Origin of the sequence: Georgenia satyanarayanai, assembly GCF_900116375.1 — a bacterium.
GTDB classification, from domain to species: domain Bacteria; phylum Actinomycetota; class Actinomycetes; order Actinomycetales; family Actinomycetaceae; genus Oceanitalea; species Oceanitalea nanhaiensis.
In genome coordinates this window covers 1-18,374 of record NZ_UETB01000007.1, presented here as the reverse complement: position 1 = coordinate 18,374, position 18,374 = coordinate 1, and the positions used below count along the sequence as shown (strand labels likewise).

General features: G+C 71.3%; 9 protein-coding genes. 8 read left to right on the top strand and 1 reads right to left on the bottom strand.

Going from position 1 to position 18,374, the window contains the following annotated elements; genetic code table 11:
• Positions 1–86: 86 nt before the first annotated feature.
• Positions 87–4,148, top strand: a complete 4,062-nt coding sequence (locus DSZ44_RS10585; protein WP_110852606.1) for an immunoglobulin-like domain-containing protein — start codon at positions 87–89, stop codon at positions 4,146–4,148.
• A 53-nt stretch (positions 4,149–4,201) separates the two neighbouring features.
• Here DSZ44_RS10585 and DSZ44_RS10580 read toward each other — a convergent pair whose 3' ends face one another.
• On the bottom strand, positions 4,202–5,839 hold the full coding sequence (locus DSZ44_RS10580; RefSeq protein ID WP_258369415.1) for a xylulokinase: 1,638 nt from the start codon (positions 5,837–5,839) through the stop codon (positions 4,202–4,204).
• Positions 5,840–6,041: 202 nt separating this feature from the next.
• Between DSZ44_RS10580 and DSZ44_RS10575 the strand changes: the two genes are divergently transcribed.
• The 7 genes from DSZ44_RS10575 to DSZ44_RS10545 form a co-directional block, all read left to right on the top strand.
• Positions 6,042–7,061, top strand: coding sequence for a LacI family DNA-binding transcriptional regulator (locus tag DSZ44_RS10575; protein ID WP_110852604.1), 1,020 nt, complete (start codon positions 6,042–6,044; stop codon positions 7,059–7,061).
• A gap of 80 nt (positions 7,062–7,141) precedes the next feature.
• Entirely contained in the window at positions 7,142–8,401 is a 1,260-nt protein-coding gene (locus DSZ44_RS10570; RefSeq protein ID WP_110852603.1) for a sugar ABC transporter substrate-binding protein, read from the top strand.
• Positions 8,402–8,492: 91 nt separating this feature from the next.
• Positions 8,493–9,467 (top strand): carbohydrate ABC transporter permease, encoded by a 975-nt coding sequence (locus tag DSZ44_RS10565; protein ID WP_110852602.1) that lies wholly within the window; start codon positions 8,493–8,495, stop codon positions 9,465–9,467.
• Positions 9,464–10,282 carry a carbohydrate ABC transporter permease gene (locus DSZ44_RS10560; RefSeq protein WP_110852601.1) on the top strand — a complete coding sequence of 273 codons (819 nt, stop codon included), beginning with the start codon at positions 9,464–9,466 and terminating at the stop codon, positions 10,280–10,282. Before DSZ44_RS10565 ends, DSZ44_RS10560 begins: the two co-directional genes overlap by 4 nt.
• Positions 10,282–12,243, top strand: a complete 1,962-nt coding sequence (locus tag DSZ44_RS10555; protein WP_110852600.1) for a glycoside hydrolase family 127 protein — start codon at positions 10,282–10,284, stop codon at positions 12,241–12,243. The genes DSZ44_RS10560 and DSZ44_RS10555 overlap by 1 nt, the downstream gene beginning before the upstream one ends.
• Before the next feature lie 2 nt (positions 12,244–12,245).
• Positions 12,246–14,279: a glycoside hydrolase family 31 protein gene (locus DSZ44_RS10550; RefSeq protein WP_110852599.1), complete on the top strand. Its 2,034-nt coding sequence runs from the start codon at positions 12,246–12,248 to the stop codon at positions 14,277–14,279.
• A 148-nt stretch (positions 14,280–14,427) separates the two neighbouring features.
• On the top strand, positions 14,428–18,374 hold a 3,947-nt coding region (locus DSZ44_RS10545), incomplete at its 3' end, for a LamG-like jellyroll fold domain-containing protein (RefSeq protein WP_110852598.1).

The following is an 18,374-nucleotide window of genomic DNA, read 5'->3' as shown; positions in this document are numbered from 1 at the left end:
GGGCCGGCGACCGTCGCCGGCCCCGGCACACCCCACCACCACCTCGGCGTGCGACGACGCACGCCGACCCCTTGAAAGGACGACGGATGAGACAGAGACGGACCGTGGCAACGGTCGCGGCTGCAGCACTCGGCGCCGGCATGGTCGTGGGACTTCCCGCGCTGGCCGCCGCCCAGGAGGACGGGCTCGTCCTCCACTACCCCCTCTCCGGGGACGGTGGTACCACCGCCCAGGACATCTCGGGCCACGAGCGCCACGGCGAGATCCTCGGCGGCGCCGAGCTCGGTCCCGCAGGGCTCGTGCTCGACGGCGTGGACGACTACGTCGACCTGCCGGACGACCTCATGCGTGACCTCGACGCGATCACCGTGGCCTTCGACGTGCGCGTGGACCCGGACCTCGGCGGGGCGCACTTCATCTACGGTCTCGGCAACACCACCGACTCCAGCGGCGACGGTTACCTCTTCGCCGAGGGCAACCCGCTGCGCACCGCCATCGCGACGGGGAACTGGTCGACCGAGGAGAACACCGACGCCGGTCGCAACCTGCCGCGCGACGTGTGGACGCACGTGACCTACACGCTGGCCGACGGCGTGGGCACCCTGTACGAGAACGGTGTCGAGGTCGCCCGGAACGCCGACATCACCGCCACGCCCGGCGACATCGGCGACGGGACGACGACCGCCAACTACATCGGCCGCTCGCTCTACTCCGGCGACCCGTACTTCGCGGGCGCCGTCCACGACTTCCGCGTCTACGACCACGCGCTCGGCGCGGACGAGGTCGAGCAGATCAGTGCGCAGAACGCGGCGGCGGCGCTCGCCGTCGACGTCGCCGCCTTCGACATCGGTGACACGAGTGCGGTCACCGAGGACCTCGAGCTGCCCAGCAGCACCGCGGGCGGCTCCGCCGTCAGCTGGTCCACGTCGGACGCCGACGTCGTCACCGAGGCGGGCGTCGTCACGCGGCCTCCCTTCGGGCAGGAGGCGGCGACCGCCACGCTCACGGCCACCCTGAGCCAGCGCGGTGCGAGCGCGGAGAAGGACTTCACGGTCACCGTCGTCCCGCTGGGTGACGACCAGGCACGGGCGGAGGCGGCCGCCGCCGCGCTCGTCGTCCACAACCTCGACGACGTCCGCGGGAACCTGCACCTGCCCACCGACGGGCCGGACGGCGCGAGCGTCACCTGGGAGTCCGCGGACCCCGCGACCGTCACGCCCACCGGGGAGGTCACCCGGCCGGCGCACGGGCAGCCCGACGTCGAGGTCGCCCTCACCGCGACCGTCACCATCGGCTCGGGTGTCGCCACGCGGACGCTGGACGCCCGGGTGCCGGCGCTGCCCGCACCGGCCGACTACGAGGGCTACCTGTTCTCCCACTTCCTCGGTGAGGGGCTCCAGCACGGCGAGCAGGTCTACTTCGCGCTGAGCGAGGGCAACGACCCGCTGGCCTACACCACCCTCAACGACGGCGAGCCCGTCATGGTCTCGACGAGCGGGGAGATGGGCCTGCGGGACCCCTTCATCATCCGCTCGCCCGAGGGCGACACGTTCTATCAGATCGCCACCGACCTGCGGATGTGGAACCAGTCGAGCGGCAGCTGGGACGAGGTGCAGCGGCACGGCAGCCGGAACATCGTCGTGTGGGAGTCCACCGACCTCGTCACCTGGTCGGAGAGCTGGGTGGCCGAGGTGGCGCCGGAGAACGCCGGCAACGCCTGGGCGCCGGAGATCTTCTACGACGACGACCTGGGGGAGTACGTCGTCTTCTGGGCCTCCAAGCTCTACGACGAGGAGGACGCCGACCACTCCGGTGACACCTACAACCGGATGATGTACGCGACCACCCGCGACTTCCGCACCTTCAGCGAGCCCGAGGTCCTCATCGACGCCGGCTACTCGGTCATCGACACGACGATGATCGAGCACGACGGCCAGGTCCACCGCTTCTCCAAGAATGAGGCGAACCGCTCGGCGGAGAACCCCGGGGGCAAGTACGTCTTCCAGGAGGTCGGGTCCGGCCCGCTCGCCGACGACTTCACGGTCGTGCGCGACGCCGTCGGCGCCGGTGACATCAACCAGGGCGAGGGCCCGCTCGTGTTCAAGTCGAACACCGAGGAGCGCTGGTACCTGTTCATCGACGAGTACGGCGGCCGCGGCTACGTCCCGTTCACCACGACCGACCTCGACAGCGGCGAGTGGACGATGCTCGAGGCGGGGGAGTACTCCTTCCCGAGCCGCTTCCGCCACGGCACCGTCCTGCCCGTCACGGGCGCGGAGTGGCAGGCGCTGCAGAACGCCTACGGGGAGGCCGACGACGCGACCGCCGTCGAGCGCGACCTCGACGCCGTCGCCATCCCCAACCTCACCGACGTGCGCGGCAACATCACCCTGCCCACCGAGGGGGAGAACGGGACCGCGCTGAGCTGGGTCTCCGGCGACGAGGACGTCATCAGCCCCACGGGTGAGGTCACCCGTCCCGCGGCCGGCGAGGAGCCGGTGCACGTCGCGCTCACCGTCACCGGGACCAAGGGCGAGGTGAGCGACGTGCGGATCTTCGTCGCGACCGTCCAGCCGCTGCCCGAGGCGGAGGAGCCCGAGGCGTACTTCTTCCCGCACTTCAAGGGGGAGAGCACGCCCGACGGCGAGCAGATCTACTTCGCGGCGAGCGACGGCAACGACGCGCTCGACTGGATCTCCCTCAACGACGACGAGGTGGTCCTCGAGTCGACGATGGGGGAGGAGGGGTTGCGCGACCCCTTCATCATCCGCTCGCCCGAGGGCGACCGGTTCTACCTGCTCGCCACCGACCTCAAGACCTACCGCCCGGGCCAGGGACCGGACTTCGCCCGCGCCCAGCAGTCCGGCTCGCTCAGCCTCATGATCTGGGAGTCCACCGACCTGGTGACGTGGAGCGAGCAGCGGATGGTCGAGGTCAACACCCCCTACGCGGGGAACACGTGGGCGCCCGAGGCGCACTACGTCGAGGACCTCGGCATGTACGCCGTGTACTGGGCCTCGAACCTCTACGAGACGACCGAGACCGAGGGCCGCAGCACCTTGGACAGCTACAACCGCATGATGGTGTCCTTCACCCGGGACTTCGTCACCTTCACCGACCCCGAGGTGTGGATCGACATCTACCGGGAGCCGGGCCGCGGCATGATCGACTCCACGGTCGTCGAGCACGAGGACACGTACTACCGCTTCACCAAGGACGAGCGGAACGACATCATGGAGGTGCTCCTCGAGAAGTCGCCCGACCTCCTGCGCTACCAGGAGGGTGCGGTCGGCACGTCCTGGGAGCTCATCACCGAGCGCATCGGCTCCGGTGACCCGCTGCGGCACGCGGAGGGGCCGACGGCGTTCCAGGCCAACCCGGGCGACGTCAACATCGAGCCGGGCCAGGACACGTGGTTCCTCTTCCAGGACTGGCCGCCGTACGGCGGCGGGGACGGGTACGTCGCCTTCTCCTGCACCGACCTCGACGACGCCGACTGCTGGACCCACGAGCCCGGGCTCAACCTCAGCGCCCGCCACGGCACGGTCCTGCCCATCACCGCCACCGAGCACGAGCGGCTGCTGCGCGAGTACCAGCCCGACGCGCTGGTGGACGCGGTCGCCCCCGTCGAGGTGACGACCACGGTCGGGCAGGCACCCGTGCTCCCGGGGACCGTCACGGTCACCTACGCCGACGGCTCGACCGCCGAGGTGCCGGTGACCTGGGCGGACATCGAGCCGGGCGCCTACGCGGAGCCCGGGCAGTTCACCGTCCAGGGCGCCGTGGAGGGGACCGACCTGCCGGCGGTGGCCACCGTCGTCGTCGAGGACGTCACGCCGACGGACCCGCCGACCGACCCGACGGACCCGCCGACGGACCCGACCGACCCGCCGACGGACCCGACGGACCCGCCGACGGACCCGACGGACCCGCCGACGGACCCGACGGACCCGACCGATCCGCCGACCGGTCCCACCGACCCCTCGGTGGACCCCTCCGCCGATCCGGGCGCCTCACCCACGCCGCCCGCGGGTGGCGGTTCTGGTGGGCTGCCCGTGACGGGTGTCGGGGGAGCACTCGCGGTGCTCGCCCTCGGGCTCCTCCTCGGGGGCACGGCACTGGTCCTGCGACGCCGCGTCGCAGGCTGACCCACCGCAGAAGGGGCCGGCCCACCTGGGCCGGCCCCTTCCGCGTGCGTGGGTCAGAGCGCCTCGACCGCGGCCCCGACGGCCGCGAGCCCGGCGCGGTAGCGCTCGAGGAAGGCCGCGTAGCCGGCGACGTCCTGCGGGTCGGGCTGGGCCGTGTCGAAGGACGCCCCGGCGAAGACCTGCTCGTCGAGGTAGCCGGACAGGTCGGTGCCGTCCGCCGCGGAGAGGTAGGCGGCGAGGACCGCGATGCCCCACGCGCCGCCCTCGGACGCCGTCTCCCCGACGGCCACCGGCGCGTCGAGCGCGCCCGCGAGGAAGCGCTGGGCGACGCCGGCGGTGCGGAACATGCCGCCGTGGGCGAGCATCCGGTCGATCGCCACGCCCTGCCCGGCGAGGACCTGCATGCCCATGCTCAGCGTGCCGAAGACGCCGTAGACCTGGGCACGGACGAAGTTCGCCAGGGTGAGGCGGCTGTCCGGTGTGCGCAGGACGAGCGGGCGGCCCTCGCCCAGGCCCGAGATCGGTTCTCCGGCGAGGTAGTTGTAGGCGAGCAGGCCGCCCGCGTCCGCCTCGCCGTCGAGCGCCTCGGACAGCAGCGTGGCGAAGACGGCGTCCCCGCTCAGCGGCGTGCCGGCCGCCTCGGCGAAGCGGCCGAACAGGCCGGCCCAGGCGCCGAGCTCACTGGCGCCGTTGTTGCAGTGGACCATCGCGACCGGGTCCCCGGCGGGCGTGGTGACGAGGTCGATCTCGTGGTGCATGCCCTCCAGCGGCTGCTCGAGGACGACCATGGCGAAGATGCTCGTGCCCGCACTGACGTTGCCCGTGCGGGGGGCGACGGCGTTGGTCGCGACCATCCCCGTGCCGGCGTCGCCCTCGGGCGGGCACAGCGGCACCCCGACCTGCAGGGTGCCGCTCGGGTCGAGGAGCGCGGCGCCCTCGGCGGTGAGCTCACCGGCCTGCGCGCCGGCGCTGAGTACCTCGGGGAGGAGGTCGACGGCGTGGGCGACGGGCAGCCGCCCGGCGAGCAGCGTGTCGAGCTTCGCGAGCATGCCGGCGTCGTAGGTGCCGGTGGCCGGGTCGATGGGGAACATGCCCGAGGCGTCGCCGACGCCGAGCACCCGGCGCCCGGTGAGGCGCCAGTGGACGTACCCGGCCAGCGTGGTGAGGAAGCGGATCCGCGGGACGTGCTCCTCGCCGTCGAGCACGGCCTGGTGGAGGTGCGCGACGGACCAGCGCAGCGGGATGTTGACGCCGAGGAGCTCGGAGAGCTCGGCGGCGGCGGGGCCGGTGGTCGTGTTGCGCCACGTGCGGAAGGGGACGAGGAGCTCGTCGTCGCCGTCGAAGGCGAGGTAGCCGTGCATCATCGCCGAGACGCCCATCGCGCCGACGGTCGTCAGCGGCACGCCGTAGCGGCGCTCGACGTCGGCGGCGAGGTCCGCGTAGGCGGCCTGCAGGCCCGACCACACGGACTCCAGGGAGTAGGTCCACGTGCGGCCCGAGAACTCGTTCTCCCACTCGTGGGAGCCCACGGCCAGGACCTGCGTCGGGTCCGGGCCTACGAGGCAGGCCTTGATCCGGGTCGAGCCGAGCTCGATGCCCAGTGAGGTGCGGCCGGAGAGGACCGCCTCCCGGTGTGCGTCGCCGGCGGTCGTCGTGTCACGGGGTGTCGATACCGCACCAGAGCTGGTCACGGGGGTCCTCCATCGCAGGCGTCGTCGTCGATCCGGTTCTATCGATGTTAGCGCGCACCACAGCAAGCTCCAGCCGTTCCGGCGTCCGTGGTTCGCATCGCATCCTCGAGAAAATCGGCCGGGTTCCGCACTTGACAGGGCGGCGATCCGGCCGGATATGGTGTGAACCGGTTCGATAGCGAACCGGTTCGAAGGAGGCAATGTGGCAACCATCGCGGACGTAGCGCGTCTCGCGGGCGTCTCTCGCAGCACGGCGTCCTACGCGCTGTCGGGCAAGCGATCGATCTCCGACGAGGTCCGTGACCGTGTGCGGGCAGCCGTCTCGGAGCTCGGGTACACGCCGAACGCCGGTGCCCGAGCACTGGCGACGTCCCAGACCCGCGTCATCGGGCTCTTCGCCCAGTTCCTCCCGGACGAGTTCGCACCGGCCATGCTCCAGTACATGCTCGGTGTCTCCGACACCGCCCGGGAGCTCGGCTACGACATCCTCATGGTGACCGACTCCGACGGGCCCGCGGCACTGCGGCGGATCACCGACTCGCGGATGGTCGACGGGGTCGTGCTGCTCAACATCGCCGAGGAGGACGACCGGCTACCCGTCCTCCGCGCGGCCAAGCAGCCCGGGGCGCTCGTCGGACTGCCGGCGGACTGCACGGGTCTGGACGTCTTCGACCTCGACTTCCCCGAGGCCGGCCGGCTCATGGTCAGCCACCTGGCCGAGCTCGGCCACCGCGAGCTCGTCCTCGTGTCCCAGCCCCGACACGTCGTCGAGCGAGGAGGCGCCTACGTGTGGCGCCTGCGCAACGCGGCACAGGAGGAGGCCGAGCGCCGCGGGGTCACCCTGCACGCGGTCCACGGCTCCTCGAGCCAGCCGGCGATCGGGCAGGAGCTGTCGGACCTGCTCGACGCCCACCCCGGTGCCACCGGTCTGCTCCTCAACAACGAGGCGGCAGCGGCTGCACTGCCCTCGGTCCTCCACGCGCGAGGACTCAACAGCCCGGAGCACTACTCCGTCATCGGGCGCTACTCCGACGAGTTCGGCCGCACCTTCTCGCTGCCGTTCTCGTTCATCGAGAGCGCCCCCGACCGACTCGGCAGCATGGCGGTGCGACAGCTCGTGCGCCGCATCGAGTCACCCGCCGGCGCCGAGGAGCCGCACGTCACGCGGCTCATCACGCCAGAGCTCGGAGACCGGGGCAGCACCCGCCCGCCCCGGCCCTGACGGGTACCACCCCCAGGTCCCCGTCAGCGTGCCGCCTGCCCGGGCGGTACCTCATCACCACTTCAAGGAGGAATCCCGTGATGTCACGCACGACCACGTCCAGGGCGGTCACCATCGGCGCGACCGCCGCGCTCATCTCCGTCTCGCTCGCCGCGTGCGGCTCCGACGATGCAGACACCGGCGGCGGCGACGCCGCGGGCGGCACCTACACCTGGTGGGACCCCTACCCCCAGCACGAGGAGGGGTCCGACTGGTCCAACCGGGTGGCCGCGTGCGGCGAGGACGCCGGGGTGACGATCGAGCGCACCGCGTTCGACACCACCCAGCTCACCAACCAGGCCCTGCTGTCGGCGCAGGAGGGCAACGCGCCCGACGTCATCCTGCTCGACAACCCCGCGGTCTCCACCCTTGCCGGGACCGGCATGCTCACGACGATGAGCGAGCTCGGCTTCGACACGGCGGAGATCGACGAGAACCTGCTCGCCGCGGGCGTCCTCGACGGCGAGGAGTACGGCATCCCGATCGGGGCCAACACCCTGGCGCTGTACTACAACGAGGAGATCCTCGAGGCCGCCGGTGTGGACCCCGCATCGATCACCGACTGGGAGTCGCTCACCGCGGCGCTCGCGGACATCGACGCCGCCGGGTCGCGCGGCATCACCTTCGCGGGGATCGGGACCGAGGAGGGCTCCTTCCAGTTCCTCCCGTGGTTCTGGGGCGCCGGCGCCGACCTGCGCGAGCTCGACTCCCCGGAGGCGGTCGCCGCCCTCGAGCTGTGGGTCGACTGGCTGGAGCAGGGCTACGCCCCCAACACGGTGATCAACAACTCCCAGAACACCACCTGGGAGGAGTTCCTCACCGGCGACTTCGGCTTCGTCGAGAACGGCACCTGGCAGGTCAACAGTGCGGCCGAGGCCGACTTCCCGGTCGGCGTCATCCCGATCCCGGCGCGCGACGGCGGGGTCGCCCCCGCACCGACCGGTGGTGAGTTCATCACTGCTCCCGTGCAGAACGACGAGGCCCGCTACGACGTCACCACCGAGATCGTCGAGTGCATGACGACGCCGGAGGGACTGACGGAGACGGCCACGACCTTCGCCTACTACATCCCGCCGACGGCGGAGGGCCAGGAGGCGCTGCTCGAGCAGGAGCCCGAGCTCGAGACCTGGGTCGAGGCCGTGCAGTCGGCCAAGGGTCGCACCAGCGACGACCTCGGCACCGACTACCCGCTGATCTCCGAGGCGCTGTGGACCGCCGTGCAGAACGCGACCAGCGGCGCCATGAGCGCCCAGGACGCGCTGACCCAGGCGCAGCAGGAGGCCCAGGCGGCCACCAGCTAGCCCCTCGAGCGTCATGAGCCGGCGGGCCGCCGCCCCCCGACGGTCCGCCGGCTCCACCCTCCCACGGTCCCCGCCTGACGAAGAAGGTGTCATGTCCACGACCCCGTCCGACGTCGTCCCGGCCCGAGCCCCCGGGTCGCCGGCAGCCCCTGCCCGCGACCCGGAACGGCCCCGGCGCCGCCGTCCCACAGCCACCACGTGGGCAGGCCTGGCGTTCCTCGCGCCGCTGCTGGCCTACCTCGTGGTGTTCTACGCCTACCCGCTGTGGCGCAACATCGACCTGAGCACCCACTGGTACGACGCCCGCGCCTTCGTGCAGGGGGACGCCGAGTTCGTCGGCCTGGACAACCACGAGGCCGCGATCTCCTCGAGCTCCTTCGGTCTGGCCCTGCGGAACACGGCGGTCTTCACGCTCGGCTCCATCGCCGCGCAGTACGTCATCGGGCTGGCGCTCGCGGTCTTCTTCCACCGCAGCTTCCCGCTGTCGGCCCTGCTCCGCGGAGCCTTCCTCATCCCGTGGCTGCTCCCGCTCATCGTCTCCGGGTCCGTGTGGTCGTGGATGCTCAACAGCGAGTACGGGATCATCAACTCCGTCCTCGGGGCGTTCGGCATCGGTCAGGTCAACTGGCTCACCGACCCGGGCACGGCTCTGCTCTCGGTCCTCATCGCCAACATCTGGCTGGGGATCCCGTTCAACCTCGTCATCCTGTACTCCGGGCTGCAGAACATCCCGACCGACATGTACGAGGCCGCGTCCCTCGACGGCGCCAGCGGCTGGCAGCAGTTCCGTTCGATCACCTTCCCGCTGCTGCGGCCGGTCACGGCGATCACGCTCCTGCTCGGCTTCGTCTACACGCTCAAGGTGGTCGACCTCATCTGGGTCATGACGACGGGTGGGCCGGGCAGTGCGTCGGCCAACCTCGCGGTGCTGTCCTACCGCTTCGCCTTCGGCACCGCCCAGCCCAACTTCTCGATGGCGGCCGCGATCGGCAACATCCTCATCCTGCTGGCTCTCGCCGTCGGCCTGCTCTACCTCTACCTGCAGCGACGTCAGGAGAAGTCATGAAGACTCGCCGCCCGCTCGGACGGACCCTCATCGGTCTCGTCCTCACCGCGATCATGCTCTTCCCGGTCTACTGGATGTTCAACGTCTCCCTCACGCGGACGAGCAACATGCGTGCCAACCCGCCGCACTGGTACCCCAAGGAGCCCACGCTCGACGGGTACACCAGCGTGCTGCGCGACCAGCTGCCCAACCTCGGCACCAGCCTCCTCATCGGTCTGGGCACGGTGGCGCTGACCCTCGTGGTGGCCGCCCCCGCCGGTTACGCGCTGTCCAAGCTCCACGTGCGGGGCAGGGGCGGGCTCAACTTCCTGCTCCTCGTCGCCCAGATGATCCCCAGCGTCGTCATGGCCATGGGCTTCTACGCGATCTACGTGCGGCTCGGGATGCTCAACACGGTCTCGGGTCTGATCATCGCCGACTCCACCATCGCGGTGCCCTTCGGCGTGCTGCTCTTCACGGCCTTCATGGCCGGCATCCCCAGGGAGATGCTCCAGGCGGCGACCATCGACGGGGCAGGGAGCTGGCGCACCTTCCGCTCGATCATCCTGCCGATGAGCCGCAACTCCATCGTCACCGTCTCGCTCTTCGCGTTCCTGTGGGCCTGGTCGGACTTCATCTTCGCCTCGACCCTCAACCGGAACGGCGACCTCATCCCGATCACCCTGGGCATCTACCAGTACATCGGAAACAACACGACGACCTGGAACTCCATCATGGCCACCGCAGTGGTGGCCTCCATCCCCGCGGCGATCCTCATCGTCGTCGCGCAACGCTACGTCGCCGCCGGAGTCACCGCCGGCGCGATCAAGGACTGATGCCCGTGACCGCCGACACGCTGCCCACTGACGCGGCAACGCCCACGCTCGCCCGTCCCGTCGTCCCCGGCCGGGGCCAGCTCCGCGGAGCAGGGCTCGGCGAGGTGACCCTCACCGGCGGCTTCTGGGCGACGCTCCAGGCGACGAACGCCGGCGCCACCCTCCAGCACTGCCTGGACTGGATGGAGAGGCTCGGCTGGCTGGCCAACTTCGACCGGGTCGCGCAGGGGCGGACCCAGGCCGAGCGACCCGGCTGGCAGTTCTCCGACTCCGAGGTCTACAAGCTCATGGAGGCGCTCGCCTGGGAGCACGGTCGGACCGGGGACCCGGCGGTCGAGGAGCTGTTCATCACGCTCACCGACCGGGTGGCCGCCGCGCAGGACGAGGACGGCTACCTCAACACGTGCTTCGGGCACGCGCACCAGGCACCGCGCTACAGCGACATGGAGATGGGACACGAGCTCTACTGCTTCGGCCACCTGCTCCAGGCCGCCGTCGCACGTCTGCGGACCGCGGGGGAGGACCGCTTCGTCGCGGTCGCGCGGCGGGTCGCCGACCACGTCCACCGCGAGTTCGGACCGGAGGGAAGGGTCGCCGTGTGCGGCCACCCCGAGATCGAGGTGGCCCTGGCCGAGTTCGGCCGCGCCACCGGGGAGCCGCGGTACGTCGAGCTGGCCCAGCTCTTCGTCGACCGCCGGGGCCGGGGGCTGCTCACCCCCGTCCCGCTGCTCAGCCCCGCCTACTTCCAGGACGACGTCCCGGTGCGGGAGGCGACCGCCTGGAGCGGTCATGCGGTCCGCGCCCTGTACCTCGCCGCCGGTGCGGTCGACACCGCCGTCGAGAACGCCGACGCCGAGCTCCTCGCGGCGGTCGTGCAGCAGTGGACGCGCTCCGTGGAACGGCGCACCTACCTCACCGGTGGGATGGGCTCGCGCCACCAGGACGAGGGGTTCGGCGACGACTGGGAGCTGCCGGCAGACCGCGCCTACTGCGAGACGTGCGCGGGCATCGCCTCCGTCATGGTCTCCTGGCGGCTGCTGCTCGCCACCGACGACGTCCGGTACGCGGACCTCATCGAACGAACGATCTTCAACGTCGTCGCGACGTCCCCGCGCCAGGACGGTCGCGCCTTCTTCTACGCCAACCCGCTGCACCAGCGCGAGGCCGGCTCGGACGTCAGGCAGGACGCAGAGAACTCCCGCGCCGAGGGCGGCGTCCGCGCGCCGTGGTTCGACGTCTCCTGCTGCCCCACGAACGTGGCACGCACGCTCGCCTCGCTCAACACCTACTTCGCCGCGGCGGACGAGGACACCGTCACCGTCCTCCAGTACGCCCCCGGCGAGCTCGCCGTCGCCCTCGACGGCGGCGGGCAGGTGCGCCTGCGGGTCGACACCGCGTACCCGGCGGACGGCGTCGTCGACGTCACGGTCCTCTCCGTCCCCGACCGCCCGGTGGACCTGCGGCTGCGTGTGCCCGCCTGGGCCTCCGGAGCGACGCTCACCCGCGGTGAGGAGCCGGACGTTCCGGTGCCGGCGGGGTGGCTGGAGGTCGCCGACGTCCACGAGGGGGAGCGACTCGTCCTCGCCCTGCCGACCACCCCGCGCTACACCTGGCCCGACCCGCGCATCGACGCCCTGCGTGGGACCGTCGCCGTCGAGCGTGGCCCCCTCGTCATGTGCCTGGAGTCGACCGACCTGGCGGCGGCGCACGACCTCGAGGACATCCGCATCGACCCGACCGTGCCGCTGCAGGACGGCGACGACGGTGCTGTCCTCGCCCGCGGGGCGATCCAGTCCACGGTCGGCGCCACCGGTTCCCTGCCCTACCACGCGTCGCCGGCGGCGACACGGGGTGCCACCCGACCGGTGGACCTCACCCTCGTGCCGTACCACCAGTGGGCCGAGCGAGGCCCTGCCCAGATGCGGGTGTTCATCCCCGCGACCACCGCCGTAGGAGGCTGACGATGTTCCGCGAGCACGACGGCGCCCTGGTGTGGCGCGGCGGCGGCGAGACCCTCCGGGTCGAGCCCTGGGGCGAGCACAGCGTGCGGGTGCGGGCAGCACTCCAGCGGGACGTCCTCGACGCCGACCACGCCCTGCTCCCGCCACCGCGGGTGGCGGCCGAGGTCCGTGTCGAGGGCCCCACGGCCACCGTGACCAACGGCCGGATCAGGGTTGTCGCCACGGCGAGCACCGGCGACGAGCACGTCGTGGGCTACCCCGTGCACCGGTGCCACCTGGCGTTCTACAACGACCGCGGTGAGCTCCTCCTCGAGGAGCTCGACGCCGGCGGCTCGTTGCGGCTGAGAGCCCGGGACCTGCGTCCGCACCTCGGCGGGGACCTCGCCGTCACGGCGGCCTTCGCCGCGGACCCCGACGAGAAGCTCTACGGCATGGGGCAGTACCAGCAGGACGACCTGGACCTCAAGGGCTGCACCTTCGAGCTCGCGCACCGCAACTCCCAGGCCAGCGTCCCCTTCGTGCTCTCCGACCGGGGCTACGGCTTCCTCTGGCACAACCCGGCCGTCGGCACGGCGACCTTCGGCCGCAACCGCACCGAGTGGCGTGCCGGTGTCACCGACCAGCTCGACTACTGGATCACGGCGGGGGACACCCCGGCGCAGATCAGCGCCACGTACACGGCGGCCACCGGCAGGGTCCCGATGATGCCCGAGTACGGGTTGGGCTTCTGGCAGTCCAAGCTGCGCTACTGGAACCAGGACCAGCTGCTCGGCGTCGTCCGAGAGCACGTCGCCCGTGGCCTCCCGCTCGACGTCGTCGTCGCCGACTTCTTCCACTGGCCCCACATGGGCGACTTCCGCTTCGAGGAGGAGTTCTGGCCCGACCCTGCGGCGATGGTCGCAGAGCTGCAGGAGCACGGGGTGGAGCTCATGGTGTCGGTGTGGCCGCAGGTCGGCCTGGGCTCGGAGAACTTCGCGCACCTGGTGGCGAACAACCTGCTCGTCGGCACCGAGCGGGGGATCGGGGTGCAGATGGCCTTCGAGGAACCGAGCATGTTCCTCGACGTCACCAACCCCGAGGCCCGCGACTTCCTCTGGGACACGTGCCGCCGCAACTACGGGGACCTCGGGGTGCGGCTGTTCTGGCTCGACGAGGCGGAGCCGGAGTACGGCGTCTACGACTTCGACAACTACCGCTACCACCTCGGCCCCAACGTCAAGGTCGGCAACCTCTACCCGCAGCTCTTCTCGCGGGCGTTCTACGAGGGCCAGCGCGCGGCGGGGCAGGAGCAGGTCGTCAACCTCGTGCGGTGCGCCTGGGCGGGCAGCCAGCGCTACGGCGCCCTCGCGTGGTCCGGGGACATCAGCTCGACCTTCGCCGACCTGCGCCGGCAGATCACCGCGGGCATCCACATGGGCGTCGCCGGGATCGCCTGGTTCACGACCGACATCGGGGGCTTCCACCTCGGTGACGTCGACGACGAGGCGTTCCGCGAGCTGTTCGTGCGCTGGTTCCAGTTCGGCACGTTCTGCCCCGTCATGCGGGTGCACGGTGACCGGCTGCCCTACGAGGACGTCACGGCGGGCGACGGGTCACGGCGCCTGCGCAGCGGCGGACCGAACGAGCTGTGGTCCTACGGTGACGAGGTCTACCCCGTCCTCGAGCGGTACGTGCACCTGCGCGAGGCGCTGCGGCCGTACACGCGACAGGTCATGGAGACCGCACACCGCGAGGGGCAGCCGGTGATGCGCGGCCTGTTCCACGACTTCCCCGACGACGCCCGGGCCTGGGACGTGGGCGACCAGTTCCTCCTCGGGCCCGACGTCCTCGTGGCCCCCGTCGTCGTCGAGGGCGCACGCTCGCGCGACGTGTACCTGCCGGCGGGATCGCGGTGGACCGACGCCGCGACCGGCACGGAGCACGACGGCGGCCGCTGGGTGTCGGTGGACGCACCGCTCGACGTCGTCCCCGTCTTCCTGCGCGACGGAGCCCTGCCCCACCTCGTCGGCCGCACGGCCGGCGCCCGCACCAGCTGACGGTGGGCCCTGCCCCGATGGCAGGGTCCACCGTTGAGTCGAACCGGTTCGATCCGGAGAGGAGGTTGCGCACCACGACGACGGACAAGTCGCGTACCAGCCGACGGCCTGCCGTGAGGCAGGCCGACGACAGAGAGGTATCTCGATGATGAGAACGACCAGCCGAGGGCACAACGCCCTCGCCGTCACGACGACGGCGGCACTGGCCGCCGGCATGCTCGGTGGCACGGCGCTGCCGGCAGGGGCCGCGGTCCCCGAGCCGCACCTGCACTACACGATGGACGAGATCGCCGGGAACGTCGTCGCCGACGTCTCCGGCAACGGGGTCGACGGGACGATCGAGGGAAGCACGTCGGTCGTCGAGACCGGTGACGGCGGCTTCGCCCTCGACCTCCCCGGCGGCAGCGACGGGGGCTACGTCGCCCTCCCGCGCGAGGCGGTCGAGGGGAGCGAGGACCTCACCGTGTCCACCCGCCTGCGGTGGGCCGGCTCCGGGGGGAGCTGGCAGTGGATCTACGCGCTCGGCACCGACAACCAGCGCTACCTGTTCAGCACGCCCTCGAACGCCGACGGCGACCTGCGCACCGCCGTCACGACCGCCGGCGGGGGCGGGGAGGACGTCACCACCGGCCCCGCTGCGCTTCCCGCCGACGAGTGGGTCACCCTCACGGTGACGCTCGACGCTGCCGCCGACGAGCTCACCACCTACCTCAACGGTGTCGAGGTGGCGGCGACGAGCACCAGCATCGGCGCCGGTGACCTGCTCACCTCCGGCGCGTCCGGAGCCGGCTACATCGGCCGCTCCTTCTACCCCGACCCGCGGCTGCGTGGTGCGGTCGACGACTTCCGGATCTACCACTCCGCCCTCAGCGCGGACCAGGTGTCCGAGCTCGTCGGCGACGAGGCCGCCTCGATGACCGGACTGGCGTCCGACACGGTGGAGCTGCGCACCGCGGTGGGCAACGCCCCGGAGCTGCCCGCGACGGTCCGCGCCTCCTTCACCGACGGGTACGACCGTGACGTCCCCGTCCAGTGGGACGACGTGGACCCCGCCTCCTACGCCGGGAGCGGGACCTTCGAGGTCGCGGGTGAGGCGGCCGGGCTGCCCGTGACGGCGCTGGTCACGGTGTTCCGTGGCGAGCTGCGCATCGACCTCGCCACCGACACCGGTCCCGTCCACGGTGGTGCGGCCGGCCTGCTGTACGGCCTGTACGCCGACGGCATGCCGAGCGACAACCTCATCGAGGGGATGAACGTGCGCACCGTGGCGACCAAGGGCCAGGACGGCGCGCAGCACCCGGGCTCCGACGCACTGGAGGTCGTGCAGCAGCTGGCCGACACCACCGGCGGTGACGTCTACGTGCGCACCACCGACTGGTACCGCGGCTTCCCCTACCAGTGGCCCGGGGACACCCCCGAGGAGAAGCTCTCCGGCTACTGGGAGGTGCTGGCCGACCAGCTCGACATGATCGGGCAGCTCGAGCCGCAGTACCTCGAGCACATCGTCGTCGAGCCCTTCAACGAGCCCGAGGGCAACATGTTCGGGACCGGGGAGTGGAGCTATGACCGGACGAGCTGGCTCGACGACCCGACCGACTACTTCGCCGCCTGGGACCACGCCTACGCGATGATCCGCGAGGAGCTGCCCGGCACGCGCATCAGCGGGCCGAACACGAGCATCCTCTACGACCAGGTCTACGGGTGGCTCGAGCACGCCGTCGAGGCGGGCACGGTGCCCGACATCATCACCTGGCACGAGCTCAGCCACCCGCAGAACATCCGCGACTCCGTGGCGACGTACCGCGAGTGGGAGCGGGAGATCTTCGCCGGCACCGAGTACGAGGGCACCGAGCTGCCGATCAACATCAACGAGTACGCCTTCAACTACCACACCTCGGTGCCCGGCCAGATGATCCAGTGGATCTCGGCGATCGAGGAGTCGAAGGTCGACGCGATGATCGCCTTCTGGAACCTCAACGGCAACCTCTCCGACTCCGCCGTCGAGGCGAACCGGGGCAACGGCCAGTGGTGGCTCTACAACGCCTACGCCGCACTCAGCGGGCACACCGTCGAGGTCACGCCGCCGTCGCCGGGGGAGAACTACACCCTGCAGGGCGTCGCGGCGCTGGACGAGGAGCACGCGGTGCTCCGCTCGGTCTTCGGTGGCGCCGACGGCGCAGCCCCCGTCGACGTCGTCAACATTCCCTCCGAGCTCTTCGGCGACGAGGTGCGCGCGTGGGTCCGGGAGATCCCGTGGACGGGACAGCTGGGTGACTCTTCCCAGCCGCGGCACGTGGCCGAGACCGTCCTGCCCGTGGTGGACGGCGGCATCACCCTCGAGTTCGGTGGTGACGTCCTGCCTGCGCTGGAGGCCGGCTCCGCGTACGAGCTCGTCGTCATGCCCGCCGGTGCGGGGACGTCGACGACGGCCACGCCCGACCTGTGGCAGGGCAGCTACGAGGCCGAGGACGCCGCGCACAGCGGCAGCGGCTACAGCGTCAACGGTCCGGAGGGGGCACCGGCGGACGTGGGCAAGTTCTACACCTCCGGCGGCTACAACGTCGGTGGTCTGCGGACCGGCTCGGACGTCGAGCTCGACTTCGAGGTGACCGTCCCGCAGGACGGCACCTACGACCTCAGCGTCTTCGCCAACAGCCTCAACACCTACGACCTCATCGAGGAGCAGGGACCGACCAACGTGTTCCTCACCGTCGACGGGGAGCAGGAGCAGGAGATCTTCCTCCCACTGGCCTACAAGTGGGTGGTGTGGGACCACGCCGAGACCACGGTCGAGCTCACCGAGGGCACGCACACGATCACCCTGGCAGCGCAGAGCCTCGACGGCTCGCGGTCCACGGCCGGTGACGTGCTCATCGACCGCCTCACCCTGGCCCTGCCGAACCCGGACGCGGCGAGCTCGGTGTACGAGGCCGAGCTCGCGGACCTCGACGGCGGGACGACCGTCCTCGAGGCGCCGGAGGGTGTCGAGGCCGACGGCGTCTCGGGAGCCGGTGCGGTCGCGCTGGACGACGGCGAGACCGCCACCTTCTGGGTCTACTCGGCACAGGAGGGGGAGTCGACGCTCACCGCCGACCTGCTCACCGACGGCGCGGGCACGCTGACCGTCAACGAGCGCGACGTGCTCGACCTCACCGAGGCGCAGACCTCCGCGGTGTACCTCTCCGGTGGCGTCAACAAGGTCACCGTCACCGGTGGGGCCGGCGGCGTGCTGCTCGACCGACTGGTCGTGGCTCCCGGCGAGGACGTCCTGCCGGTCAGCGAGTACCAGGCCGAGGACGCGACGCTCGCTGGCGAGGCCCGGGTGGCGGAGTACCTGCTCGCCGAGGGCGGGCACGCCGTCACCGACGTCGGCGGTGAGCCCGGCAACGAGAACACCCTGACCTTCTCGGTGGAGGCGCAGGAGGACGGTCCGCACGCGGTCACCTTCCGCTACTCCAACCCGGAGCAGGTGCCGGCCACGCACTACAACCCCAACCCGATGGGGCGGCACGCCGACCTCTCCGTCAACGGCGCCGCTCCCGAGCGGGTGATGTTCCCGCCGACGTTCCACGAGAACAACTTCTGGGAGCGGACGGTCGTCCTCGACCTCACCGCCGGGGCGAACAGCATCGTCATCTCCGCCGAGGAGCTGCCGAACTTCGACGGCGAGACGTATGCCGAGGACAACTGGCCGGGGCTGCCGCTCCGGGCGGAGAACGCGCCGATCGTCGACCGGATCAGCATCGCCCCGCTGTCGGCACCGCACCCGGTGCAGCCGGATCCCGTGGAGGTGACGCCGCTGGCGGTGACCTTCACCGACGTGGACGGCACCGAGGGCGACACGTTCACGGTCCCCGGGGTCGAGGGTGTGGAGTACCTGGTGGACGGTGAGGTCGTGGAGGCCGGGACCCACCCGGGTTCCGGGACCGTCACGGTCACGGCGCGTGCGCTGGAGGGCTTCGTGCTCGCCGAGGGCGCGGTGGCCGAGTGGTCCTTCACCTTCTCCACCGCTGGTGGGCAGCAGCCGCAGCCCGACCGTCGGGGGGCGGAGTTCCACCTGTCCAACAGCTGGGCCGGGTCCACGGACGTGCACTT